The organism is Vogesella aquatica (genome assembly GCF_028548455.1).
In the GTDB taxonomy this organism is placed as follows: Bacteria; Pseudomonadota; Gammaproteobacteria; order Burkholderiales; family Chromobacteriaceae; genus Vogesella; species Vogesella aquatica.
The window spans coordinates 1-24,817 of the sequence record NZ_JAQQLF010000006.1 but is presented as its reverse complement, the minus strand read 5'-3'; the positions used below and the strand labels follow the sequence as shown (position 1 = coordinate 24,817).

24 protein-coding genes are annotated in these 24,817 nt (G+C 63.8%); 12 read left to right on the top strand and 12 right to left on the bottom strand.

Annotated elements, in window-relative coordinates; translation table 11 throughout:
- Positions 1–158 precede the first annotated feature (158 nt).
- Complete coding sequence (locus tag PQU95_RS05335) at positions 159–1,259, top strand: methyl-accepting chemotaxis protein (protein ID WP_272751032.1); 1,101 nt, start codon at positions 159–161, stop codon at positions 1,257–1,259.
- 48 nt (positions 1,260–1,307) lie between these two features.
- Here the strand turns inward: PQU95_RS05335 and PQU95_RS05330 are convergent, their stop codons facing one another.
- Positions 1,308–1,628, bottom strand: coding sequence for a YkgJ family cysteine cluster protein (locus PQU95_RS05330; RefSeq protein WP_272751031.1), 321 nt, complete (start codon positions 1,626–1,628; stop codon positions 1,308–1,310).
- 174 nt (positions 1,629–1,802) lie between these two features.
- On the opposite strand from PQU95_RS05330, the gene PQU95_RS05325 reads away from it, so the two are divergent.
- Both PQU95_RS05325 and PQU95_RS05320 read left to right on the top strand, forming a co-directional pair.
- Positions 1,803–2,153, top strand: coding sequence for a YMGG-like glycine zipper-containing protein (locus tag PQU95_RS05325; protein ID WP_272751030.1), 351 nt, complete (start codon positions 1,803–1,805; stop codon positions 2,151–2,153).
- A gap of 157 nt (positions 2,154–2,310) precedes the next feature.
- Complete coding sequence (locus PQU95_RS05320; protein ID WP_272751029.1) at positions 2,311–3,468, top strand: MFS transporter; 1,158 nt, start codon at positions 2,311–2,313, stop codon at positions 3,466–3,468.
- Between the two features lie 45 nt (positions 3,469–3,513).
- Here PQU95_RS05320 and PQU95_RS05315 read toward each other — a convergent pair whose 3' ends face one another.
- Together PQU95_RS05315 and PQU95_RS05310 are read right to left on the bottom strand one after the other, a co-directional pair.
- Complete coding sequence (locus PQU95_RS05315; RefSeq protein ID WP_272751028.1) at positions 3,514–4,722, bottom strand: amino acid aminotransferase; 1,209 nt, start codon at positions 4,720–4,722, stop codon at positions 3,514–3,516.
- A 136-nt stretch (positions 4,723–4,858) separates the two neighbouring features.
- Positions 4,859–5,407, bottom strand: coding sequence for a GNAT family N-acetyltransferase (locus PQU95_RS05310; RefSeq protein ID WP_272751027.1), 549 nt, complete (start codon positions 5,405–5,407; stop codon positions 4,859–4,861).
- A 74-nt stretch (positions 5,408–5,481) separates the two neighbouring features.
- Between PQU95_RS05310 and PQU95_RS05305 the strand changes: the two genes are divergently transcribed.
- Together PQU95_RS05305 and PQU95_RS05300 are read left to right on the top strand one after the other, a co-directional pair.
- Positions 5,482–6,060 carry a HutD/Ves family protein gene (locus PQU95_RS05305; RefSeq protein WP_272751026.1) on the top strand — a complete coding sequence of 193 codons (579 nt, stop codon included), beginning with the start codon at positions 5,482–5,484 and terminating at the stop codon, positions 6,058–6,060.
- On the top strand, positions 6,053–6,400 hold the full coding sequence (locus PQU95_RS05300; protein ID WP_272751025.1) for a DUF1289 domain-containing protein: 348 nt from the start codon (positions 6,053–6,055) through the stop codon (positions 6,398–6,400). Before PQU95_RS05305 ends, PQU95_RS05300 begins: the two co-directional genes overlap by 8 nt.
- A gap of 78 nt (positions 6,401–6,478) precedes the next feature.
- Here PQU95_RS05300 and PQU95_RS05295 read toward each other — a convergent pair whose 3' ends face one another.
- Both PQU95_RS05295 and PQU95_RS05290 read right to left on the bottom strand, forming a co-directional pair.
- A complete protein-coding gene (locus PQU95_RS05295; protein ID WP_272751024.1) occupies positions 6,479–7,159 on the bottom strand; it encodes a DUF1045 domain-containing protein in 681 nt (226 codons plus the stop codon).
- 118 nt (positions 7,160–7,277) lie between these two features.
- Positions 7,278–9,197 carry a B12-binding domain-containing radical SAM protein gene (locus tag PQU95_RS05290; protein WP_272751023.1) on the bottom strand — a complete coding sequence of 640 codons (1,920 nt, stop codon included), beginning with the start codon at positions 9,195–9,197 and terminating at the stop codon, positions 7,278–7,280.
- A gap of 147 nt (positions 9,198–9,344) precedes the next feature.
- On the opposite strand from PQU95_RS05290, the gene PQU95_RS05285 reads away from it, so the two are divergent.
- Positions 9,345–9,716 carry a 5-carboxymethyl-2-hydroxymuconate Delta-isomerase gene (locus PQU95_RS05285; RefSeq protein ID WP_272751022.1) on the top strand — a complete coding sequence of 124 codons (372 nt, stop codon included), beginning with the start codon at positions 9,345–9,347 and terminating at the stop codon, positions 9,714–9,716.
- Positions 9,717–9,934: 218 nt separating this feature from the next.
- Entirely contained in the window at positions 9,935–10,480 is a 546-nt protein-coding gene (locus tag PQU95_RS05280; RefSeq protein WP_272751021.1) for a DUF2087 domain-containing protein, read from the top strand.
- 87 nt (positions 10,481–10,567) lie between these two features.
- Here PQU95_RS05280 and udp read toward each other — a convergent pair whose 3' ends face one another.
- The 3 genes from udp to ahpC all read right to left on the bottom strand — a co-directional run bounded on the left by udp (position 10,568) and on the right by ahpC (position 13,947).
- The gene (gene udp / locus PQU95_RS05275; protein ID WP_272751020.1) at positions 10,568–11,341 is read right to left on the bottom strand and encodes a uridine phosphorylase; all 774 of its coding nucleotides are present in this window, start codon (positions 11,339–11,341) and stop codon (positions 10,568–10,570) included.
- Positions 11,342–11,630: 289 nt separating this feature from the next.
- On the bottom strand, positions 11,631–13,205 hold the full coding sequence (gene ahpF / locus PQU95_RS05270; protein ID WP_272751019.1) for an alkyl hydroperoxide reductase subunit F: 1,575 nt from the start codon (positions 13,203–13,205) through the stop codon (positions 11,631–11,633).
- Between the two features lie 178 nt (positions 13,206–13,383).
- The gene (gene ahpC, locus PQU95_RS05265) at positions 13,384–13,947 is read right to left on the bottom strand and encodes an alkyl hydroperoxide reductase subunit C (protein ID WP_026108034.1); all 564 of its coding nucleotides are present in this window, start codon (positions 13,945–13,947) and stop codon (positions 13,384–13,386) included.
- A gap of 233 nt (positions 13,948–14,180) precedes the next feature.
- Here ahpC and PQU95_RS05260 point away from each other — a divergent pair, with 233 nt between their 5' ends.
- Positions 14,181–14,762: a hypothetical protein gene (locus tag PQU95_RS05260; RefSeq protein ID WP_272751018.1), complete on the top strand. Its 582-nt coding sequence runs from the start codon at positions 14,181–14,183 to the stop codon at positions 14,760–14,762.
- A 252-nt stretch (positions 14,763–15,014) separates the two neighbouring features.
- On the opposite strand, the gene PQU95_RS05255 is transcribed toward PQU95_RS05260, so the two are convergent.
- Positions 15,015–17,009: a site-specific recombinase gene (locus tag PQU95_RS05255; RefSeq protein WP_272751017.1), complete on the bottom strand. Its 1,995-nt coding sequence runs from the start codon at positions 17,007–17,009 to the stop codon at positions 15,015–15,017.
- Positions 17,010–17,268: 259 nt separating this feature from the next.
- Positions 17,269–19,845 carry an ATP-dependent chaperone ClpB gene (gene clpB / locus PQU95_RS05250; RefSeq protein WP_272751016.1) on the bottom strand — a complete coding sequence of 859 codons (2,577 nt, stop codon included), beginning with the start codon at positions 19,843–19,845 and terminating at the stop codon, positions 17,269–17,271.
- Positions 19,846–19,991: 146 nt separating this feature from the next.
- Here clpB and PQU95_RS05245 point away from each other — a divergent pair, with 146 nt between their 5' ends.
- Both PQU95_RS05245 and mnmC read left to right on the top strand, forming a co-directional pair.
- Positions 19,992–20,465 carry a hypothetical protein gene (locus tag PQU95_RS05245; RefSeq protein ID WP_272751015.1) on the top strand — a complete coding sequence of 158 codons (474 nt, stop codon included), beginning with the start codon at positions 19,992–19,994 and terminating at the stop codon, positions 20,463–20,465.
- Positions 20,466–20,595: 130 nt separating this feature from the next.
- On the top strand, positions 20,596–22,593 hold the full coding sequence (gene mnmC, locus PQU95_RS05240; protein ID WP_272751014.1) for a bifunctional tRNA (5-methylaminomethyl-2-thiouridine)(34)-methyltransferase MnmC2/FAD-dependent 5-carboxymethylaminomethyl-2-thiouridine(34) oxidoreductase MnmC1: 1,998 nt from the start codon (positions 20,596–20,598) through the stop codon (positions 22,591–22,593).
- Between the two features lie 63 nt (positions 22,594–22,656).
- On the opposite strand, the gene PQU95_RS05235 is transcribed toward mnmC, so the two are convergent.
- On the bottom strand, positions 22,657–23,082 hold the full coding sequence (locus PQU95_RS05235; protein WP_272751013.1) for an acyl-CoA thioesterase: 426 nt from the start codon (positions 23,080–23,082) through the stop codon (positions 22,657–22,659).
- 136 nt (positions 23,083–23,218) lie between these two features.
- Between PQU95_RS05235 and PQU95_RS05230 the strand changes: the two genes are divergently transcribed.
- Both PQU95_RS05230 and PQU95_RS05225 read left to right on the top strand, forming a co-directional pair.
- Positions 23,219–23,794 carry a thymidine kinase gene (locus PQU95_RS05230; protein ID WP_272751012.1) on the top strand — a complete coding sequence of 192 codons (576 nt, stop codon included), beginning with the start codon at positions 23,219–23,221 and terminating at the stop codon, positions 23,792–23,794.
- Complete coding sequence (locus tag PQU95_RS05225; protein WP_272751011.1) at positions 23,791–24,192, top strand: hypothetical protein; 402 nt, start codon at positions 23,791–23,793, stop codon at positions 24,190–24,192. The genes PQU95_RS05230 and PQU95_RS05225 overlap by 4 nt, the downstream gene beginning before the upstream one ends.
- Before the next feature lie 332 nt (positions 24,193–24,524).
- Here the strand turns inward: PQU95_RS05225 and PQU95_RS05220 are convergent, their stop codons facing one another.
- Positions 24,525–24,605 carry a prepilin-type N-terminal cleavage/methylation domain-containing protein gene (locus tag PQU95_RS05220; RefSeq protein WP_272751202.1) on the bottom strand — a complete coding sequence of 27 codons (81 nt, stop codon included), beginning with the start codon at positions 24,603–24,605 and terminating at the stop codon, positions 24,525–24,527.
- Positions 24,606–24,817: the final 212 nt, after the last annotated feature.

Below are 24,817 nucleotides of genomic sequence, written 5' to 3'. Positions count from 1 at the left end.
AGACACAGCGTTCGGAAAACCGACCAAATGCCATGGCAATAAGCCTGACCCAAAGCAATACCACCACGCAATTACTTGGCCGGCAGTAGGAAAGTGAAGGTATCCTCATACCGATAAGTAAAATCTGAAATGACCACGCCAGATGGAGCGCTAGAACAATGTTTGGTAACCGCAAGAAAATCGACGCCCTGCAAGCCCGCATTGACGAGCTGGATAAAGAAAAAGCACACCTCGCCCGCGAACTGGAAGCCTGCCAGGGCGCCTATCAACAATGCCAGCTAGCACAGCAAGAAGAGCAGGTTAACCAATCCAAGCGCTCGGTATACCGCGAGCCGTTTGGCGAGTTCTGTGACAGCACTGCATCCATCCGCCAGTCTTTTGCCGCACTGGCCGAAATGATGGAAAGCAAATTTGCCTTGGCTACCGATGCCATCTCCAGCCTGCACCACACCCGTGGCGCGGTCGATACCCTGGCAGAAAGCTTCACCCGCATTGCCGATGCCCAGCAGCAGACCGCACAGCAGATGGACACCCTGAGCAGCAAAACCGGGCAGATCCGCCAGTTTGTGCAGCTGATCAAGGACGTAGCCGACCAGACCAACCTGCTGGCACTGAATGCTGCCATCGAAGCCGCGCGCGCCGGCGAGCAGGGCCGTGGCTTTGCCGTGGTTGCCGACGAAGTGCGCAAGCTGGCCGAACGTACCAGCCAGGCCACCAACGAGATTGCCAGCCTGGTGACCGACGTGGAAACAGCGTCCAACAATACCAAGCAGCAAGTAGGCGAAGCCGCCGAGCAGGCCGAAGGCTACCGCAACACCGGCCTGGAAATCGCCACCGCCATCAAAAAGCTGGTCAGCGACAGCGAAGCCATGGCCAATACCATTGCTACCGGCACTAACACCAGCTTCATGGAAGTGGTGAAGCTGGACCATATCGTGTTCAAGCTGGACATCTACAAAGCCTTCATCGGCTACCACACCCTGAGCCCGGACCAGGTTTCCAGCCACCGTAATTGCCGCCTGGGCAAATGGTATTTCGAGGGCCGTGGCCACAACGAATGCCGTGGCACACACAGCTACACCCAGCTGGACGCCCCGCACGAACGCGTGCACGAACAAGGCCGCAAGGCACTGCAGGCCTTCTACGCCGGCGACTTCAACGCCGCCACCCGCGCCCTGCAGGACATGGAACGCGCTTCGGTAGAGGTCATGGACTTGCTCACGCAGATGGAAGTGATCCCCTGCCAGAATAAAGTCTGAGCCTGTCACGCAAGGCACGCCCGGCAGCCTGTGGCTAGCCGGGCTTTTTCATGCCGGCAACCGCTCGGGCAAGGGCAGCAGGCCATGCTGCCGGCGCGCACGCTGGCACTGCGCCGAGCCTTCTTCTACCTGGTGGCACGGGCTGGGCCGCTGCGGATAAATCGTACAGCCCACCTTGCGGCCAACCTCGCCTTGCAGTGCTGCGCAGCGCGGTGCAGCAGACCAGGTGCCGCGCATGCAGCGGTGAAAGCTGTCCACTTTTTCAGTCAGGTTCACCGGCACCCCGCCGCCGCCATCCGCGGCCTCGGCCCAATAAAAAGACACGCGAAACGTGGCGCAGCAGGCGCCGCAATCCAGGCAAGCAGACATACGCCAAGGGCTGTAACAGCAGCAAAATGATCGGGCCACTATTTTTTTTCGCGCGCCGCGGCCTGGTCAAGCCCCCTGTCACACGCTGTCACACAGCCGCTACAAAAGCGCAGCAGATCACCCCGCGCGGCTCGCCTACACTGCCGGTATCGATAAACCGAGAAGGAACACATCATGCGCCATCTGCTTACTATCGCCACCCTGACGCTGGGCAGCCTGAGCTTGCAGGCGCAGGCCAACGACCTGCACAGCGTTATCGTCGGGGCAGCCACTGGCGCCGCCGGCGCAGCCATCGGCCAAAGTGTTGGCGGCCGTGACGGTGCCATCATCGGCGGTGCTATCGGCGGTGCCACCGGCGCGGTCATCGCGGCCAAGAACAAACCGCAGACCGTGGTGGTACAGCAGCCCAGCCGCCCGGATTACCACAGAACCGAATACCAAGCGCCACACGGCAAAGCCTGGGGCCACAAAAAGCACGGCCACAAGCATCGCGGTCCTGGCCACTACCGCGATCACGACGACTGAGCGCCATCCCGCCTGCGCTTGACACCCCCCTCAGCAGCCCGCACCATGCGGGCTGGTCTGTTTTATCGAATACCCGCCTACCGATGTGATGCCGTCCTGACTCCGTACTGATTACTCGCCCCGATCGGGGTGTGGCTACGCTATTCAGGAAGACATCATGTTCCCTATTTTCTGGCGCGCACTATGCGCACACGCCTGGCTGCGCCGTTTGTGCGCGGCACTGCTGCTGAGCTCCATCGGCAGCGGCCTCTGTTTCATTGTCGTTTACACCGAATTGCTGGCCAGACAGGCCGCCCCCGCCACCCTGGCGCTGAGCTTTGTGCTCTCCAGCGCGCCCGGGCTACTGGGTAGCCTGCTGGGGGAGCGGCTTTTGTGCCGTACCGATTGCCGCTATGTGTTAATGCTCGGCGAGCTGGCCGGGCTGGCCGGCGTGCTACTGCTTTGGCAAGGCATGGCCTCTTCCGCCACTTACTGGCTACAACTGGGCACGGCCACGGCTACGCTAGGCAGCGGCATGGCACTACCGGCGCTGGCGCACTATGGCAAGGCAAGGTTGGCCGCACACGAGCTGCCCGCCGCCGCCTTGCTCGACACCCTCGCCTTTGCCTGCCATGTGGTCATGGGTGTGGGGGCCGGCACGCTGCTGCACGGCTTGCTTGGCAACGCGTGGCTATTGCTTCTGGCGGCAAGCAGCTTTGCCGGGGCAGTGATACTGCTGGCCCTCACCCCCGCGCAAGCGGTGGTGCATCACATGGCTATCCAGCCCTTGCCCGCCAGGCTGGACAGCCGGCAGCGTCGTGCCTTGGCTATCTTGCCGGCACTGGCTGCCGTGGGTGCGCCGGCCATGGCATTGCTACCGACGCTATTGCCGCTACACAGCCAGCAGGCACAGCAGGTGCTGCCGCTGCTGTTTGCCCGCAGCCTGGGCCAGCTATGCGGGCCGCTCTTGGTGAGCAGCCAGCGGCTGGGCCGGCACAACCGTGGCCTGATGCTGGGCTGCCTGGCCGGTTTTTCCGCCTGCTATCTGGCCATAGCCTGGCTGCCTTGGCCAAGCCTGGCCTTGTTACTGGTGTTTGCTGCCCATGTGCTGTCAAATGTGGTGTTTAGCCTGGGCTGGCACGGCCTGCTACAGACGTTCGACAAGCAGCATACCGCTGCCGCCAGCGCGCGCAGCTACCGTAACCAGGTGCTGGTCGCGGCGATCAGCAGCTTGCTAGCGGGCTGGCTGGCCAACAACATCGGCGCGGCCAGCGCCTTGCTGGTGTGCTGTGCGGCAGGCTGGCTACTGGCTGCCTGGCTCACGCGACAGGCATGAAAAAGCCCCGCCAGCTGGCGGGGCTTTTTCCGTCGGATCAAAGGCTTAAGCCTTTACCACCTTGGCAATCGCTTCGGCCACGTAGCCGATGTTCTTGCTGTTCAGTGCGGCCAGGCAAATACGGCCGGTAGACACGGCGTAGATGCCGAACTCTTCTTTCAGGCGCTCGACCTGGGCCACAGTCAGGCCGGTGTAGCTGAACATGCCGCGTTGCTTGATCACAAAGCTGAAGTCCTGGCTAACGCCTTGTGCCTGGATGGCTTCGACCAGTGCAGTACGCATGGCGCGGATGCGGTCGCGCATGCCGGCCAGCTCGTCTTCCCACTGCTGGCGCAGTTCCGGGCTGGACAGCACGGCAGCCACCACGGCACCGCCGTGGATTGGCGGGTTGGAGTAGTTGGTGCGGATCACACGCTTCAGCTGCGACAGCACGCGGCCGGCTTCTTCCTTGCTGGCGGTGACGATGGACAGGGCACCTACGCGTTCGCCGTACAGCGAGAAGCTCTTGGAGAAGGAGCTGGACACAAAGAACTGCAGGCCGGAGCCGGAGAACAGGCGCACGGCTACGGCGTCGGCTTCGATACCGTCGGCAAAGCCCTGGTAAGCCATGTCCAGGAACGGCACCAGGCCTTTTTCACGGCAGGCGTCTACCACTTCGGCCCACTGCGCGTCGCTCATGTCGGCGCCGGTAGGGTTATGGCAGCAAGCGTGCAGCACGATGATGGAGCCGGCGTCCAGGCCCAGCAGGAAAGCCTTCATGGCCGCAAAGTTCACGCCACGGGTTTCGGCGTCGTAGTACGGGTAGTTTTCTACGGTGAAACCGGCGGACTCGAACAGCGCGCGGTGGTTTTCCCACGACGGGTCGCTGATGTATACCTTGGCGTTCGGGTTCAGGCGTTTCAGGAAGTCGGCACCGATCTTCAGTGCGCCGGTGCCACCCAGGGCTTCGGCCGTTACCACGCGGCCGGATTCGGCCAGCTCGCTACCGGTACCGAACAGCAGGTTTTGCACGGCCTGGGTGTAGGCTGCCGGGCCTTCGATAGGCTGGTAACCACGCGGCGGCATGGCTTCCAGGCGGGCTTTTTCGGCGGACTTTACTGCGGCCAGCAGCGGGATTTTGCCGTTGTCGTCGTAATAAACGCCCACACCCAGGTTTACTTTGACCGGGCGGGTATCGGCGTTAAAAGCTTCGTTCAGACCCAGAATCGGGTCGCGCGGTGCCATTTCTACGGCGGCGAAAATCGAAGAGGACATGCAGGGCTCCATATGATGGCAAAACATGCCGGCCCGCGGTACGGGTTGGCCGCACAGGCTGGCACGCAAGAAGAAACCGGATGGCGAAAGTCTACCACGCACCCCGCTATTGCGCTGCGACAAGCGCCTTGACGCATCACCCCGGCCGTTGCAGCAAAGCCAGCAAGCCGGGCACATCCTGCCACGTAACCTGCATGGCCGGCAGGGTGACATTGCCCGGCATGGCCACATCCTGATGCATTGTTTCAAATCCGCCCATGCGCTGGTATACCGCCCGCGCCTGCGCGTTGGCCGCCAGCACGTACAAAAACATGGGCTGTTGCGGCCAACCCTGCTGTGTTTCGGCCGCCGCCCACGCCATCAGGTGCTTACCCAGCCCCAGGCCCTGAAACGCCGCCAGCACGTGCAGGTTGTCCAGATACACACCTTTGCCTGGCTCGGCGCCTGGCCACAGGCAGACAAAACCGGCAGCCTCACCCGCCACCTCGGCAATGGCGATGCGGTAGGTAGCCGCCGGCTCGGCCAGCCGCGCAGCCCATTTGGCGGCCATGAAATCGCCCAGCTCGTCGCGCAGGAATGCCGCCGGTAGCTGGCCGGCGTAGGCGCGCTGCCAGCTACCCGCGTGCAGGCTGGCCAGCAAGGCATCGTCGCCGGGACGGGCCGGGCGCAAGCGAATGTCGGACATGGTGACTTCCCCTGTAGCAGTAGAAACAGCCATGCTACCATCGCGCCTCGGCACAGAAACATCAAACAATAATCATGCACATTATTCGACTGCAGGACTGCCCGCCCAGCACCTGGAAAAACGGCGGCGGCAGTACCCGCCAGCTACTGGCCTACCCGCCCGGGGCCAGCCTGGATAGCTTTACCTACCGCGTCAGCGTGGCCGAAGTCGACAGCGATGGCCCGTTTTCGCACTTTGCCGGCGTAGACCGCAGCCTGGCCATACTGGAAGGCGACGGCCTGGCGCTGATGAACGGCGCCCAGCTGTTTGGCACCCTGCTGGCTGGCCAGCCACCGCTGGCATTCGACGGTGCCTTGCCGCTGGCCGGCCTGCGCCTGGGCGGCAAGGTACGCGACTTTAACGTGATGAGCCGGCGCGGCCTGGCCCGCCACCAGTGCCAGCTGCGGGTGCTGGCTGCGGGCAGCCACAGCCTGACACTGCCAGCACTCAGCCTGCTGTTTGTCGCCAGCGGCCAGCTGCAGTGGGCCGGCCACACGCTGCACAGCATGGAGGCGGCATGGCTGGATGAGGCTGCAGAAGCCACCCTGCACTGCGCGCAGGCCACTACCCTGCTGCTGGCCAGCTTTACGCTGACGGATGGCAGCCATGGCTGAGGTCGCCTCGCCCTGCATCAAGCAATGCAAGCTGGACGATAGCCGCCGCTACTGCACCGGCTGCCTGCGCACGCTGGATGAGATCACCGGCTGGTCCAGCGCCAGCAACGTACAAAAGCAGGCGGCGCTGGACCGCATCGCCAGCCTGCGCCAGCCCCTGCCGGTGCGCCAGCTGCACTGCACGCAATGCGGCAGCGCCTTTGCCTGCGGCACGGGTGGCCGCCAGGGCGGCTGCTGGTGCGCCGACCTGCCGCCACTGGCCAGCCCCGCCAGCGCTAGCGGCGACTGCCTGTGCCCGGCCTGCCTGCACGCAGCGGCAGCGGCGCGCCAAACCCGCTAAAGCACACGCCCAAAAGCCCTGCGGCCAACCGGAACAAGGTTGGCCGCAGGGCTTTTGTCTTTGCTACGCCAGGCAGGGTCAGCGCAAGTGGCGCGTGAGGCTGCCAGCAAAACCGCATTCGGCCAGCAGCCGCATCGGCTCGTCGGGGCGGGGTTCCACAAATACCGACAGCGCGGCCACCTCGGCCTGCAGCAAGCCGTCGAAATGCGCTGCCGCCGCCCGCTCGATGGCGGCTTGCAGCGCTGGCTCACGGCTGAAACGCGCCAGCGTCAGGTGAAAGCAGAACTGGTCCAGCACATAAGGGTAGCCCCAGGCGGCGTGCAGCTCGGCCTCCCGCGGGCTCAGGCCGGGGCGGTCCGGTGCGCTAGCGCCCAGCGGCAGCAGCTGGCGTACGCAACGCTCGGCCAGTGCGTCGATAGCAGTACAGTCGCCGGCCACACGCAGCACGGTAGCGTCGCGTAGCGTGCCTATCTGCAAGGGCAGCGCGAATGGCGTACACGTGGCCGCCAGTGCCGCCACCTGTTGCAGCAGCTGCGCTTCGTCCACCCCTTCTGCCAGCCGGAACGGCGCCTTCAGCGTGGCGTGCCAGCCATAGTGTGCCGCGCGGCGTGTCAGCGGCGACAAGCGGGCGAGCAGCCCCCCGGGCAGTGCGGGCGGCAGCAGGGTAACGCCACGGGCGGCGTCCCAGCCCAGCCATTCGCTGCCGGCGCGCCACAGGGCGCTGCGCGGCGCGGGCGCGTAATAGATGGCGTAGCGCATCGTATCTTCACAAAAACGTCAAACAAGGGCCGCTACCCTACTCCAGCCACAGGCTGTATGGCAAAAAAATGCGGCCAAGCTTTGCGCCAGGTTGGCCGCACGCCCTGCCATGCTGTGTTTAACGCTGCGGATTAAGCGCCTTGCTGATGAAATGGCGCGGCACGCGGCTGCGTGGCACGCGCATGTCGAACCACTCGCGCACGTCGGCTTCCAGGCCAATGCCGTGCATATAGTTGTACAGCGCCTTGTTCAGGCCACGGCCCAGCGTGTCGTGGTCGGTACCGGTGGGGTCGATGAAACCCACGTCGTTCTTGGCAAAGCTGACCTCGGGCAGCGGGATCAGCTTCACGCCGTACTCGTCCGGGCTCTGCCCCACCGGCGAGTGCACGGTACAGGCAAAACGGTGGAAGAAGCCGCTCTGGATGCAGCCGTTTTCAAACAGCTGGCGTACATACTCCAGCGCGTCTACCGTGTCTTGCACCGTCTGGGTGGGGAAGCCGTACATCAGGTAGGCGTGCACCAGGATGCCGGCCTCGGTAAAGCCCTGCGTCACGCGCGCCACCTGCTCTACCGACACGCCTTTCTTCATCAGCTTCAAGAGGCGGTCGGACGCCACCTCCAACCCACCGGAAATGGCAATGCAGCCCGACTCGGCCAGCAGCTGGCACAGCTCGGGGGTGAACGATTTTTCGAAGCGGATATTACCCCACCACGAAATCGACACCTTGCGCCGTAGCAGCTCCTCGGCCAAGGCGCGCAGCATCTTGGGCGGCGCGGCTTCGTCTACAAAGTGGAAGCCGGTCTGGCCGGTTTCGGCAATGATGGCCTCGATGCGGTCCACCAGCGTGGTGGCGGACGCGGTTTCGTAGCGCGAGATGTAGTCCAGCGTCACATCGCAAAAGCTGCATTTTTTCCAGTAACAGCCGTGCGCTACGGTCAGCTTGTTCCAGCGGCCGTCGCTCCACAGCCGGTGCATGGGGTTGAGCATGTCCAGCAGCGACAGATAGCGGTGGATGGGCAGCCCGTCCCAGGTGGGCGTGCCGACTTCTTCGAACGGGATGTCGGCTTCCATCATGTTGATGTAGCGCACCGCGTCGCCGTCGCGCACATAGGTACGCACCAGGCGGCTGACGCCGCGCTGGCCCTGCAGGTGCTCGATCAGCGCCAGCAGCGGCTTTTCACCGTCGTCCAGCGTGACAAAATCAAAGTAATCGAACACACGCGGCTCTTTCAGCTCGCGCAGCTCGGTATTGGCAAAGCCGCCGCCCAGCGCGGTGCGGATATGCGGCCAACGTGCCTTGATGGTTTGCGCAATGCGGAACGCCGCGTACACCGAGCCGGGGAACGGCACCGACAGCAGCACCAGGTCGGGCTGGTGGCGCTCCACCGCCGCCACCGTGAGGGCGGCCAGCATATCGTCTACCAGCGTGGGTGGTGCGGCCAGGCCTTTGGCCAGCGGGTCGAAGGTGGGCTGGCTCATGGCCAGCGACTCGGCGTAGCGCACGAACTCGAAGCGGCTATCGGCGGCGTCGCGCACCACGTCGGCCAGGTCGTTCAGGTACAGCGTGGCCAGGTGGCGGGCGCGGTCGTAGCTACCCAGCGCGCCAAACGCCCACGCCAGCGGGTCGCCGCCGTACGGGTCGTCCGGGTCCACGTAGTTGTCCAGCGCGGCAAAGCGCGCGCCCTCCGGCAGCAGGCCACGGCTGCAGATGCGGTGCGCCAGCGTACTGTCGCGCCCCTGCAAAAAGGCGATGACGCGGTCGATGGTGGCCAGGTACTGGTCGAAGTTATCGACGAAAAAACGCACCTGCGCGCTGCGCTTCTTCGGCGCGATGGTGTCGATGCGCTGACGGACAGCCTGCAGCCCATCGGTAGAAAACAGCTGCAACACCAGCGCCAGCGCCAGGTCTTCCTGCACTGCCGTCACCCCGCGCGCGCGCAAAAAGCCGGTGATATAGGCGGTGGACGGGTAAGGCGTATTCAGCTGCGTCATCGGCGGGATCAGCGACAACACGCGCACACTGGCAATCTGGGACATGGCAGGCTTCCGGTAACAAACGAAGGCGGGCAGCCGTGGCTGCCCGCAAAAACTGGCGCGATTGTCGCATGTTTTGGCCACTTGCGGGCGCCGGCGGCAGCTGCGGTATCATGGCCACCCCAAGCCTTTAAGCCTATACGACACGCCATGCCACACCTTTATCTGGAATACAGCGACAACCTCGCCAGCTTCGACGCGGCTACCGCCCTGCAGCAAGCCAACCTGGCACTGCAAGCTAGCGGCCAGTTCAGCGAAATCGACATCAAAAGCCGCGCCTGCATGGTGAGCTGCTACCAGGTGGGCACCGCCCGCGACCCGCAGCGCGCCTTTATCCACGCCCGGCTGGCCATACTGGAAGGCCGCAGCGAGGCCGTACAGCAGGCGCTAGCACAACAAGTGCTGGACGCGCTGCTGGTGCACTGCCCTGCCGACCCGGCGCTGGACGTGCAGGTATCGTGCGAGGTCCAGCAGATCGCCCGCGCCAGCTATGCCAAACAGCACCGCCAGGCTGCGAACTGAGCTCATATCCAAGCACCCGCCCCCGCCGCAGGCCGGCTTGCAGCCAAGCTGGCGCGGCGCTATCATGCCCGCCGGGTCTGCAGTTCACCCAGGCGTCGCCGGTACCGTTACCACGCTAAACCTGCTGTCTTACCTTTCAGCTTGGCTCGAACCCGTGCCAGGCCGCAACGGCGACCAGCGGCAGTCTTCCGACTTCGGCACGCAGACAGGATTCGACCATGTCTCGTACGCTTCACCCCTTTTACAGCCCCGATATTTCCGCCCTGGCGCGCTCGCTCAAACAGCAATGGGCCACCAGCGACGGTACGCCCGGCCACCTGCAGCTGCTGAACATGCTGGCGCGCGCCAGCGGCTACCATAATTTCCAGCACTGGCTGGCCGCCGCGCCGGCTACGGTCGTGCCCGATACCACACAGCCAACCGTGCGGCAGCACGACGCGCTCACCCAGCGCCTGCTGCGCCACTTTGACGCGCAAGGCCGCCTGCAGCGCTGGCCGAAAAAGTACAGCGAGCAGCAGCAATGCCTGTGGGCGATCTGGCCGCAGCTGCCCGGGCGCGGCCAGCATGGCGAGGCGGTCATCAATGACGCCCTGCGCCAGGCGCAAATCTTTGGCGACCACGTGCTGCTGCGCCGCGAGCTGGTCAACCACGGCCTACTGGCGCGCACGCCCGACTGCCGCGTCTACTGGCGGCTGGACCACGTGGTACCCGCCGAGCTGCAGCCCTTGGTGGCCGAAGTACACCGTCGCCGCCAAGCCGGCTGATGGCGACCGCTTAGCCACGAAAAAGCCCTGCCTTTTCAAGGCAGGGCTTTTTTGCGCCAGCGGCCAGGGTTGGCCGCATAGCCTGGCTTAGACCAGCTGACGGGCGGCAGCGATGACAATATCCACTGCCGTGGTTTCCGACGCCTTGATCTGCGTGGTGTCGGGGATTTCCTGCTGCGTGCGGTTCACCAGCACCCCCGCCACCATACCGGCGCGCAAGCCCATGGTGGCGCACATGGTCAGCAGCGTGGCCGATTCCATCTCGTAGTTCATCACGCCCATGGCCTGCCACTCTTGCATGCTGCCAACGAAGTGCTGTACCACGCGGCCGCTATAGGTGTCGTAACGTTCCTGGCCCGGGTAGAAGGTATCGGACGACGCGGTAATACCCACGTGCACGGCCTGGCCGGCATCGCGCGCGGCGTTCACCAGCGCGGTGGTGCAGGCAAAGTCAGCCACCGCCGGGTAGGCCAGCGGCGCAAAGTGCTGGCTGGCGCCATCGAGGCGTACCGCGCCGGTGGTCACCAGCACGTCGCCCACATTGATGTGCGGCTGGATGGCACCGGTGGTGCCCACGCGCAGGAAAGTACGCACGCCCAGCTGCGCCAGCTCTTCCACTGCGATGGAGGTGGACGGGCCGCCGATACCGGTGGAACACACCACGATAGGCTTGCCATCGATATAGGCCAGCCAGGTGGTGAATTCGCGCTGGGTAGACAGGTGGCGCGGGTTATCGAGCTTGCGGGCAATGCGTTCAACGCGTGCCGGGTCGCCCGGAATGATGGCCAGGGTAGCGCCCTCGAGCTGGGCGCGGGTCAGGCCCAGGTGGAATACATCGGATGGGGTATCGCCGTGGGACACGGGGTCTCCTCTCGTGAAAACGTGAAGCCCGCGGTAGCAAGACACGTGCAGCCGCGGGCCAGAAACAAAAAGCGTCACACCCGGCGGGCGGGCATGACGTGATGGCTCTTTTTACCTGAAGTTGGCCGCAAATTGAAGTGCTTTTTATCGGCTGACACCTTTCAGCCACACGCTGCCAGCCAGCACGGCTGTGCTGCGGCCAACCTTGCACCATCGCCACAGACGATAAAAAAAACGCCCCGGGTCACAAGACCACAGGGCGCCCAAGGAGGCTTTACACAGTGTTGTTTCAGGCAGCGGGTGCGCTGCTGCGGATCAGGTGGTCGAAGGCGCCCAGTGCGGCTTTGGCACCCTCGCCCATGGCGATGATGATCTGCTTGTACGGCACGTCGGTCACATCGCCGGCGGCAAACACGCCTGCCACACTGGTGTCCTGGTGGCGGCCGGTGATGATCTCGCCGCGGCTGGTGAGCTCGATCGTGCCCTTGAGCCAGTCGGTGTTGGGCAGCAGGCCGATCTGCACAAAGATGCCTTCCAGTGCGATATGGCGTGCCTCGCCGCTGACGCGGTCGGTATAGGCCAGGCCGTTGACCTTGTTGCCGTCGCCGGTGACTTCGGTAGTTTGCGCCTGCAGGATCACCGTCACATTGGGCAGGCTGCGCAGCTTGTTTTGCAGCACCGCGTCGGCGCGCATGGCGTCGCCGAATTCCAGCAGGGTGACGTGCGACACGATGCCGGCCAGGTCGATGGCGGCTTCCACGCCGGAGTTGCCACCACCAATCACCGCTACGCGCTTGCCTTTGAACAGCGGGCCGTCGCAGTGCGGGCAGTAGGCCACGCCCTTGTTGCGGTATTGCTGCTCGCCCGGCACGTTCATTTCGCGCCAGCGCGCACCGGTGGCGATGATCACCGACCTGGCTTTCAGCGTGGCACCGCTTTGCAGCTGCACTTCGGTCAGGCCGCTGGCGCTTTCGCTGGCGGCGATCAGCTTGCTGGCGCGCTGCAGGTTCATCACGTCCACGTCGTACTCTTTGACGTGCTGCTCTAGCGCCATGGCCAGTTTCGGGCCTTCGGTCTCTTTTACCGAGATGAAGTTTTCGATGCCCATGGTGTCCAGCACCTGGCCGCCAAAGCGTTCGGCCACCACGCCGGTACGGATGCCTTTGCGGGCGGTGTAGATGGCGGCGGCAGCGCCAGCCGGGCCACCACCGACTACCAGCACGTCGAAGGCGTCTTTTTGTGCCAGCTTCTCGGCGTCGCGGGCGGCGGCGCCGGTATCCAGCTTGGCGACGATTTCTTCCAGCCCCATGCGGCCCTGGCCGAATACCTCACCGTTCAGGTACACGGTGGGCACCGACATGATCTGGCGCTCGGCGACCTCGGCCTGGAACAGCGCACCGTCTACCATGGTGTGGCGGATGCCGGGGTTCAGCACCGCCATCAGGTTCAGCGCCTGCACCACGTCCGGGCAGTTCTGGCACGACAGCGAGATATAGGTTTCGAAAGTGAACTCGCCAGGCAGGTCTTTTACCTGCTGGATCAGCGCCTGGCCGGCTTTGGACGGGTGGCCGCCTACCTGCAGCAGCGCCAGTACCAGCGAGGTGAACTCGTGGCCCATCGGCACGCCGGCAAACTGCACGCGCGGGGCGTCGTCGCCAGGGCGGGCAATGGTGAACGATGGCTTGCGGGCGTCATTGCCGTCGAAACGGGCGCTGACTTTATCCGACAGGCTGGCGATGTCGGCCAGCAGGCCGCGTACTTCGTCGTCTTTGGCGCCGCCACCCAGGCTGGCAACCAGCTCGATCGGGTGTTGCAGGTTGGCCAGATAAGCTTGCAGTTGGGTCTTGATGTTGTTGTCCAGCATGGTGTGCTCCTTGGTAACGGGTACCCGGGAAAGCGGCGTCAGTGCCAAGGTTGGCCGCAAGGCCGCTTTCCGGGGCACCCGGCATAAATGTCGGGTGGGGACGAAGCCAGCCGGGAGAGGCCGGCCAGCCGCGTCAAGGTGCCGTACTGTCAGCCAGCGGCTGCAGCGGGGCGGGAAATCAGATCTTGCCTACCAGGTCCAGCGACGGCGCCAGGGTGGCATCGCCTTCTTGCCACTTGGCCGGGCACACTTCACCCGGGTGGGCGGCAACGTACTGGGCGGCTTTTACTTTGCGCAGCAGCTCGGCTGCGTCGCGGCCCACGCCACCGGCGTTGATTTCAACGATCTGGATCTTGCCTTCCGGGTCGATCACGAAGGTACCGCGGTCGGCCAGGCCGGCTTCTTCGATCAGCACGCCAAAGTTGCGCGAGATCAGGTGTGTCGGGTCGGCCAGCATCGGGTACTGGATTTTCTTGATGGTGTCAGACGTGTCGTGCCACGCTTTGTGGGTGAAGTGGGTGTCGGTGGAAACGGAGTAGATTTCCACGCCCAGCTTCTGGAATTCCGGGTACAGGTCGGCCAGGTCGCCCAGCTCGGTCGGGCACACGAAGGTGAAGTCGGCCGGGTAGAAGAACACGACAGACCATTTGCCCAGCAGGGTCTGGTCAGTTACGTCGATGAACTGGCCGTTGTGGAAGGCTTTGCTGGCAAACGGTTTGATCTGGCTATTGATGATGGACATATCGGGCTCCTTGGTTGCAGTGGTGTCGTTGTCGACAGGTGCAATCATGCCGCAGACCAATAGCCAAATCCAATTGAATGATTTTTTCGGATAGTTAGATTTTCTTTATCGCCTACCTGCGGCCAGCACGCTTGCACCGTGGCCACCGCACAGCCGCGCCCCGCGCACCTGTAGCAAGCGGCAGCACGATATACTGCCGGCCTGCCAAACCAAAACCACGCCCATCCACCACCATGCCCAACGCTACCCTGGCCCGCTGGCTGATCATGGCCTGCATCGCACTACCCGCCTGCGCACAAACCAGCCTGCCGCTATTCGGGCTACTACCCGGCAGCCACTCGCGCGAACAGGCGCAGCAAGCCATGCTGGTACAACAGGCACGCATTACGGGCGAGTTTTATGGCAATGCCCAGGAAGCGTTCCTGAGCGCCGCGCCGGAAAACATCCCCAACAAGCGGGTCATCATCATGCACGTGACCATGCCGCAAAGTAGCGGCAGCCAGCAGCTGCAACTGGCTTTTCTGGATGAAACGCTCTATCAGGTAAGGTTTGACTACCCGGCAGGCAGCCCCATCGACCCGCTATATAGCGAGCTGACCGTACGCTATGGCCTGCCAGCCGGCCACGACAATCGCCAGGTGGCGGCCTATAGTTGGCCGCAAGGCGCTTGCACCTTGCTGCTGCAAAAGCAGCTGGCCGGCGGCCACGCCCTGATCTGGCAGCACAATGCCCTGGCTCGGCAAGTCGCCACCAGCAACACCGAGGCCTACGCCGCCCATATCCGCGGCAAAAGGCGCTCCACAGGCTACTTTTGAGCCTGGCTGTGCCACAGCTCAGCCAAGCACCGCGCTAGGTTCTCGCGGCGAAACACAGAATTCAGCATAGACAGTGGCTTTTATCGTATGGGCATCTATAAAAAAGACATCTCCCGCTGCATGTTTCTCCTCTCCATACCCGGAGTTCGGCCCGCCGCCCAGGCGGGTTTTTCTTGCCTGCCGCCCGGTGCGCACAAAAAAAGCCAGCCGGCATAAGCCGGCTGGCACTTGTGGCGTACACCCGCCCTGGCCTTACGATACAGGGGGTTCTGCTACCGCGTCCTTGGGTGGAATGAAAAAGTCTTTCGGCTTTTGCCAGAAGCGGCGCGCCAGTGCCGGCAGCAGCGGCCAGGCATCGCTACCCTTGAGCTTGCGCGAACGCAATGCCACCCATAGTGCCAGCGTAAAGCTCACCAACAGGTTGGTCATGCCGATCAGCAGCACGCCGGCTACCGACCATAGCACCACATTCAGCGGGATCAGGTAGTCGTAGCTCACCGCCGCATACGACAGGTAGGCCGACGAGAAGGTGATGTGGCGGATATCCAGCGGCAAGCCCAGCAGGAAGCCGATGGTGCCGGTCACGCCCAGGAACAGGCCGAAATAGAAGTTACCGGCCAGGCCGCCCAGGTTGTGCTCCACGTAATGGGCCAGGCGCTGGGTACGCGCCACACCCAACAGGCGATTCAGCCACGGCAAGGCGGCCAACCGTTGCGGAATCTGGCGGTAAATCGCCAGGTTGTCGTAGTAGCCGGCGATCAGGCCTGCCAGGAACAGATACACCCCGGCAATGGCGGCGTGGAAGATGGCCAGGCTATGCAGCGGGTCAAGGTCGGCCAGCAGGTGCGCGGCTTTTTCGGTGTTGACCACCGGGGCGCCGGTAAAGCTCTGCCAGCACACGGCGATCAGCCACGCCACCGGAATGGCCGCCATCACGTTGCCGACAATGGCAATGAACTGGGTGCGCATCACCTTGGCCACCAGCTCGGCCAGCTGCGGCATGTCCGGCTTGCCGCCCGACTCGTGGATGACCGCCGCAATGCGCGCCGCCGTCATCGCCGGCTGCTTGGTGGCAATGGTGAAATGCAGCACGTGCACCAGCATGAAACCCAGCGAGTAGTTGAGGCCGAAGGCCAGCGCCTCCCAGATCAGCGGCAGGTGCAGCTTGGCCAGCAGCAGCTTGATCAGCGCCATGAAACCCACGATCACGCCCGCCCCCAGCGCCGCGCTGGCCATGTCTTTCCACTGCTTGCGGTCTTCGGCAATGTAGTGCTCGCCGTGGCGGCCGGCGTGCTCGGTCACCTGGCGCGCCAGCATTTCGGTATTGCTGGTAAACACATCGCGCACGCTGAAACGGCGGTTGTCGGCGCGCACCAGCTCGGCCAACAGGCCGAACAGCGTACCGTTGGCCGCAGGGCTGCTGTCGGTATCGAGCAAGCCCAGCAAGGTACGCAGGCGGCCGATATGCTGGCTCAGGCGGATCAGGTGATAGGTCAGGCTTACCGACACGCCGCGCTCGTGCGCTACCTTGCGCAGGCGGGCAATCAGCTGCTCGCACTGCTCCAGCAGCACCAGCATGTGTTTTTCGTCCAGCGGCTGGCAGCTGGTATCCACCATGGCGTGACGCGCCGATTCGACATAGCGCATGGCTTCGGCGCCCAGATGCAAAAACGGCGACTCGAAGCGCTCGATATCCGGGTAAACACGCACCAGCTCCGGCTCCAGCCCGATAGCGGTAATGCGCGCGGTCAGCACCTGCACCGCTTCCAGCAGCTGCAGCCGCACCGGGTTGGCCGCAGCCGGCGGCAGCTCATCCCAGGCCAGCGCCTGCCACAGCTCCAGCCAGACTTCCTGCGCCACGCTGCTTACCCAGCGGTAGTCTTCGGGGTGGTTGAAGATCAGGCCAAACTGGTCGGCCAGGTGGTGGGCAGAGCGTGCCGGGGGTAGCAGGCGCTCGCCGATGCGGCGCTTGATGGCGGTGGAAAACGGCTCGTTGGACAGCAGGCCGGTGTCGGTATACAGCTGCACCTGGCGGGTAGCCCCCAGCAGGTCGAGGATGGCGCGGCGCAGGCCGGCGCGGGCGCCCGGATGGCGGCTCAGCAAATAGGTGAGCGCCCGCAGATTGCTGGTGGCCTGCACAAAGTCGCCGGCATCGTCGGGCCGTACGGCGGCCAGCAGCTCGGCCAGCGGGCCGACCGGGCTGTCTGTACCCTGGCGGCTGGCCAGGTTTTGCAAGAGTTGATCCATGCACCTTCCTGAAACGGTTGTCGTTATTCTGGTGAGTCACGGCGGCAGTGCTTACCGTGCCCAGACTGACGCGAAGCCGCCCGGCTGGCAAGCCAGACATAGCACCGCGTCAGCACAATGTCTTTTTATGACCACGCTGCACCCGCCATGGTTCATTTCGTGCAAAGCCATCAGGCCGCGACTGGCCATGGAAAAACGGCCAACCTGGCTGGCAGGTTGGCCGCATGCTACCCGGTACGCCTACCCGAAGCCGCATCCATCAGGCAAAGCGCAGGCCGCCACCGGCCACCTCGACCATCACGGTGGACTTGGGCGGATACTTGCCAGCCAGAATGGCTTTGGCCAGCGGGTTTTCGATCTCGCTCTGGATGGCGCGCTTCAGTGGCCGCGCGCCGTACACCGGGTCGAAACCGGCTTCGGCAATCAGCGCCAGTGCGTCGTCGCCCACCTGCAGGCTGATATCCAGCTTGGCCAGGCGTGCCTCCAGCCGCTTCAGCTGGATACGTGCGATGGACTTGATCTGTGCCTCGCCCAGCGCGTGGAACACCACCAGCTCGTCGATACGGTTCACGAACTCGGGGCGGAAGTGCGCCTTCACCTCGGCCATCACCGCCAGCTTGATGACCTGATAGTCGCTATCGGCCATGTTCTGGATGTGTTGGCTGCCCATATTGGACGTCATCACGATCACGGTATTCTTGAAGTCCACGGTGCGGCCCTGGCCATCGGTAAGGCGGCCATCATCCAGCACCTGCAGCAGCACGTTGAACACGTCCGGGTGGGCCTTTTCCACCTCGTCCAGCAGGATCACGCTGTAAGGTTTGCGACGTACCTGCTCGGTGAGCATGCCGCCCTCCTCGTAGCCCACGTAGCCCGGTGGCGCACCGATCAGGCGCGACACCGAGTGCTTTTCCATGTACTCGGACATGTCGATACGGATCAGGTGCTCTTCGCTGTCAAACATGAAACCGGCCAGCGCCTTGCACAGCTCGGTCTTGCCTACACCAGTGGGCCCCAGGAACAAAAAGCTGCCGTAAGGGCGGTTCGGGTCGGCCAGGCCGGAGCGCGAGCGGCGGATAGCATCGGCCACCGCGGTTACCGCCTCGTGCTGCCCTACCACGCGCTGTTGCAGCACGCTTTCCATCTGCAGCAGCTTGTCGCGCTCGCCGGTCAGCATCTTGCTCACCGGTATACCGGTCATGCGCGATACCACCTCGGCGATTTCTTCGGCCCCTACCTGGGTGCGCAGCAGGCGGTTCGGCTTGGCGTCGTCGCTACTGGCGGCCTCGGCGTCCTTCAGCCGGTTTTCCAGCTGCGGCAGCTTACCGTATTGCAGCTCGGCCAGTTTTTGCCAGTCGCCACGGCGCTTCAGCTCCTCGATTTCCAGCTTTACCTGCTCGATTTCTTCCTTGATCGCCTGGCTGCCCTGCTGGCTGGCTTTTTCGGCTTTCCAGATTTCTTCCAGGTCGGCGTATTCGCGCGACAGGCTGTCGATTTCGTCCTCGATCAGCTGCAGGCGTTTGCGGGAGGCCTCGTCGCTCTCGCGCTTCACTGCCTCGCGCTCGATCTTGAGCTGGATCAGGCGGCGGTCCAGCTTGTCCATTTCTTCCGGCTTGGAGTCCAGCTCCATCTTGATCTTGGACGCGGCTTCGTCGATCAGGTCGATGGCCTTGTCCGGCAGGAAGCGGTCGGTAATGTAGCGCTGGCTCAGCTCGGCGGCCGCCACGATGGCCGGGTCGGTAATGTCTACGCCGTGGTGGATTTCGTACTTTTCTTGCAGGCCGCGCAGGATGGCGATGGTGTCTTCCACCGACGGCTCGTTGACCATCACTTTCTGGAAACGGCGCTCCAGCGCGGCGTCTTTTTCGATGTACTTGCGGTACTCGTCCAGCGTGGTGGCGCCCAGGCAGTGCAGCTCGCCGCGCGCCAGCGCCGGTTTCAGCATATTGCCGGCGTCCATCGCGCCGTCGGCTTTGCCGGCGCCCACCATGGTGTGGATTTCGTCGATGAACAGGATGATGTTGCCTTCGTCCTTGGCCACATCGTTCAGCACCGCTTTCAGGCGCTCCTCGAACTCGCCGCGAAACTTGGCACCGGCGATCAGGCCGGCCATGTCCAGCACCAGCAGCTTCTTGTGCTTCAAACTTTCCGGCACTTCGCCGTTCACAATGCGCTGCGCCAGCCCCTCCACAATGGCGGTCTTGCCCACGCCGGGCTCGCCGATCAGCACCGGGTTGTTCTTGGTACGGCGCTGCAGTACCTGGATAGCGCGGCGGATTTCGTCGTCGCGGCCGATCACCGGGTCCAGCTTGCCCATGCGGGCGCGCTCGGTCAGGTCCAGCGTGTATTTCTTCAAGGCTTCGCGCTGCTCTTCGGCGTCGGCACTATCCACGCCATCGCCGCCGCGTACCGCGTCCACTGCCGCCACGATCGCCGACAGCTGGCCGCCGTGCTGTTTCAGCAGGCGCGCTGCCTCGCCCTTGTCTGCGGCCAACACCAGCAGGAACAGCTCGCTGGCAATGAACTGGTCGCCGCGTTTGGTCGCCGCCTGGTCGGTCAGGTTCAGCAGCTTGCCCAGCTCGCGCGACACGGTGATGTCGCCATCGCCGCCGCTCACCTTTGGCAAACGCGCCACACTGTCGCGCAACGCACTTTTGAGTGCACCGATATTGGTACCCGCACGCGCCAGCAGGCTGCCCACGCCGCTTTCGGCGTCGTCCAGCATGGCCAGCAGCAGGTGCTGCGGCTCGATGAAAGCATTATCCGCAGCCAGCGCCAGGCTCTGGGACTCGGCCAGCGCCTGCTGGAATTTGGTGGTGAGTTTGTCGAAGCGCATGACAGCCTCCTTGGCAATAAAAATCAGATGCCGTGTAGCTGGGGCGAAAGCCACTGCTTTTCAAGGTTCACATTGCCGGCTTTTTGCCTACCATCAAAGAGCAAGCCATAGCCGATAAAGCATGTCCTATCAAAACTGGGGGCAATATGAAAATAAAACTACTGGCAATGACGCTGGCGCTGGGCTGTAGCAGCGCCATGGCAGACACCTCGGTACTGGTTTTCGGTGCCTCGCATCACGGTAGCTGCGACGGTACGCGCTATAACTGCGACCTGAACAACAGCAACCCCGGCCTGGGTCTGGAGCTGGCCGAACCGCAAGTGGACTACAGCCTGTTTGTGCGTGGCGGCAGCTACCGCGACTCGCGCCGCGAGACGGCCTACTTTGTGGCCGGTGGCGGCCGCAAACAATGGGACATCGGCGAGGACTTCGTCGTAGGCGCCGGGCTGATGGTGGGCTACCTCAACGGCAGCGGCATGCACGGCCTGGCCGGCCTGCCTTTTGTCACCGCCGGGGGCAAGCTGCTGCAGCTGGAGATAGGCTATGTACCCGAAATCCACTGGAAAGACCGCATGATGCCCGCCACCACTACCTTCAACCTGCGCTGGCAAATCGACTAGTTGCGGTGGGGGGGCCGGCAGCAGCGGACGTGAGCGGTTTTTTGCGTTGCAGCATAGGCGCTTTTATTGCAAGCAGGCATACTATGCACCATCTCGGATTCACCCCGTGCCGATGGCACCTGGCAACAGCATGACTTCACCTCTTTACCCTGCCCGTCTGGACTGGAGCACCGGCCTGCCGATGTCGGCCGACTATGGCGACGTGTACTTTTCGCGCGATAGCGGCCTGGCCGAAACCCGCCATGTGTTTATCGACAACAACAACCTGCCGCAGCGTTTTGCCGCGCTGCAAAACGGCGAGCTGTTTACCATCGGGGAAACCGGCTTTGGCACCGGGCTGAACTTTCTGATGGCGTGGCAGTGCTTTGTGGCCGACGCGCCAGCCGGCGCACGCCTGGCCTTTGTCAGCACGGAAAAACACCCGCTCGCCCCTGACGACATGCAGCGCGCGCTGGCCATGTGGCCAGCGTTGGCCGCAGAAGCCGGCGAACTGCTGCAGCAATACCAGGCCATGGCACCGGGCTGGCACCGCTTTGTACTGGCGGGCGGGCGCATCACGCTTACCCTGCTGGTGGGCGATGCACTCGCCACCCTGCCGGAACTGGACGCCAGCGTGGATGCCTGGTTTCTGGATGGCTTTGCCCCGTCACGCAACCCCGACATGTGGCAACCGGCGCTGTTCGAACAGCTGGCACGCCTGAGCAAACCCGGCGCCACGCTGGCCACCTTTACCTGCGCCGGCGTGGTACGCCGTGGCCTGGCCGAGGCCGGCTTTGCCGTGGAAAAAGTCCCCGGCTTTGGCAGTAAACGCGAGATGACGCGTGGCCGGCTGGCTACCCCCGCCAGCACGGGCTGGTCGGCCCCCTGGTATGCACGCCCCAGTCTGCCCGCCCACCTGGAGCGCAGTGCCATTGTGGTGGGCGCCGGCATTGCCGGTGCCAGCATTGCCTACAGCCTGGCCGTGCGCGGCTGGCAGGTCACCGTGGTAGACCGCCACCCGGTGCCGGCCAACGAGGCCTCGGGCAACCCGCAAGGCGTGCTGTACACCAAGCTGTCGCCGCATTTCACCCCGCTGACCCAGCTGATCTTGTCCGGCTACGGCTACAGCCTGCGCACCCTGGCCAGCTGCCTGCCGCAGGGCGACGATACCTGGCGCCAGTGCGGGGTACTACAGCTGGCGCACAATGCCGAAGAAAGCAAACGCCAGCAAGGCCTGGCACTGGCGGGCCTGCCGCACGACATCCTGCACGCCGTGGACGCCGAGCAAGCCTCGCAGCTGGCTGGGCTACCCATCACGCAAGCGGGGCTGTATTTCCCGCAAGGAGGCTGGCTGCACCCGCCGGCGCTGGTACGCCGCCTGCTGGACCACCCCAACATCACCGTGCGCCTGGCCACCGCCATTACCGAGCTATCGCAAAACCCGGCCGACCATAGCTGGGTGGCCATAGGCAGCGATGGCCCGCTGGCCATAGGCGGTATTGCCGTGCTGGCCACCGCCAACGAAACCGTACAGTTCGACCCCACCTTCTACCTGCCGGTAAAGCGCATCCGCGGCCAGGTGTCGGTAGTGGCCGCCACGCCGGCCAGCAATACACTGAAAACCGTGCTGTGCGGCGAGGGCTATATTTCGCCGGCGCGCAACGGCACGCACTGCATGGGCGCCACCTTCAAGTTTGACACCAGCGACACCCAGCCCTGCAACAGCGAACACCAGGAGAACCTGGACATGCTGGCGCAGATGGCCCCGGCCCTGCACCAGGCGCTAGGCGGCGACAGCCTGGCGGCCAGCCAGTGCAATGGCCGCGCAGCACTGCGCTGCACCAGCCCGGACTACCTGCCCATGTGCGGCGCCATTGTGGACCGCGAAGCCTTCAACGACCTGTACGCCCCGCTGGGCCGCGACGCATCGCTGAAACTGGGCCAGGACGCCCCCGAGGTCACCGGCCTGTTTGTCAGCACCGCGCACGGCTCGCGCGGCATGGTCACGGCCCCGCTATGCGGCGAGGTACTGGCCAGCCTGCTGGACAAGGAGCCTGCACCGCTGCCCAAGCCCATCATGGATGCCATCCACCCCAGCCGCTTCCTGATTCGCGACATCATTCGGCAGAAACTGCGCGAACGCGACTGATAGCACGCGCAAACAAAAAGCGCCCTTCCAGTGAAGGGCGCTTTTCTGTTGCCACCAGCGGGCTCAAGCCTGCGCGCCTACTGCCCGCAGCCGCTCGCGGATAGGCTCGGGGATGGACACCGACTTGCCCGCCTGGTAGTCCACCCACACCAGCGTTGCCTCGCCCACCGCGTACACGGTACTGTCGTCACCAGCCAGGTAGAAGTGATGGCGTAGTGTCAGGCTGCTGCGGCCAACCTTGACCACCTCGCTGCTCACCACCACGGTAGCCGGGTAAGACAGCTCGCGCTTGTAGGTACAGCTGGTGCTACCCAGCACCGGGCCGATGCCGGCCGGGTTGATGGGGTGGCCGATGCTGTCCAGCCATTCCACACGGATTTGCTCCATGTAGCGGAAATAATAGGTATTGTTCAGGTGCCCTACCGCGTCCATATCGCCCCAGCGCATGGTGATGGTACGGCGGTCCAGCAAAGGCAGTTTCTTGTCCATGGTGATCCTTTATGTGCATTGCAGCATCATGATAGCGGCACACTTCCGTAAACGTAAGCTGGCTGCGCAAACGCACTGTTCGCACACCCGGCCCTGCTTGGGCTAAAATGCCAGCCCCTTACGCACGCATACGCCCATGGCCAAACTTTTTTACCGCTACGCGGCGATGAATAGCGGCAAGAGTACCCAGCTCTTGCAGATTGCCAATAACTACGAAACCATGGGCAAGGCCGTACAGCTGTACACCGCCACCATCGACGACCGCTACGGCGTGGGCAAGATCACCTCGCGGCTGAATATCCAGCGCGACGCGCTGACCTACGACGACAGCTTCGATTTTCTGGCGCAGGACTACCAGGGCATCGCCTGCGTGCTGATCGACGAAGCGCAGTTCCTCACCAGCGAGCAGGCGCAGCAGCTGCACCGCCTGGCGCACACCCGCCACGTGCCGGTGATCTGCTTTGGCCTGCGTAGCGACTTCAAGGGCGAGCCCTTCCCCGGTGCCGCCTGGCTGCTGTCGCTGGCAGAAGACATCGAAGAGATCAAGACCATCTGCGCCTGTGGCCGCAAAGCCACCATGCATATCCGGGTAGACGGCCAGGGCCAGCGTATCAAAGAAGGGCCACAAGTCGATATCGGCGACGACACGCGCTACCACGCCGTGTGCGCCAAATGCTTTTATCAGGGCCACGCCCGGGAAGACACACCATGAGCAAACCCCGCCACGGCGGCAGCAAGCCCGCCCCTGCCAGCGCCGAGCGCCAGGCGGCCGACAAACGCCACGCCCGCGCCGAGGCTGCCTGCCACACCGTGCTGCAGCTATTTGCCAGCCTGGAAGAAGACAGCGCCTGGCAAGCCTGCGACATGGCCATGAAATACGGGCAAATGGCCGCCGTTTATGCGCGCAAGATCCGCAATGGCCGCGTCATCAGCGCGCCGGACTTCAACGCTGCGGTAGAAGTCTGCACCAGCGCCCGCCGCGCGCTGCGCAGCCTGGACGCCGAGCTGGTGTTTGCCGGCCACCCCCGCCAGGCCGAGCTGGCCGAGGCCGCCAGCGCCAGCTACCAGGTACTGCTGGACCATCACCAGCTCACCAAGGGCAAAGCCTGAGCCACAACCTGCGCCCGGCTTGAGCAGCCCCGCAAAAGCACAAGGCCACGGCATAGCCGTGGCCTTGTTGTTTTACGACGCCAGAGCCGGCAATCAGCCCGCCTGCGCTGCCTGCCACTGCGCATGGATGCGGCCAACCTCACCCATCCAACGCTGCTTGTCCTGCGCCGGCAGCCAGCTAGCCTCGAAGCTGTTGCTCACCAGCTGTGCCACTTCTGCCTCCGCCAGGCCCAGCGCCTCATCAGCGGCATCCTGCTGCGCCTGCGCGGTGCGTACTTCGGCGCTAGACAGCAGGCCGAGGTAGCGCGGTGCAGCGTAGCCTACCAGCAGACCTAGGATGGCAACACAAGCAGCAGCTCCAGCAGGGTAAAACCGCGTAGTGCTTGGGGTAGCCGGATATTATGGTTTGGCATAACGTGGGCGATCATGATTCAAAACAAACAGCCAAGGTTGGCCGCAAGACGATGGCGTGCGGCCAAGCAGCCGTTCGCGGTAAACGTTGGGCTTCGGGCGTGTACTGAATTTTGTGTAAACGGACATTTGGCAGGAAACTGCTACCTAGTCTGGAGGCACAATGAGCTCGAAAAATCACAACGTACCTGACGCACTACTGGACAGCTTGCTG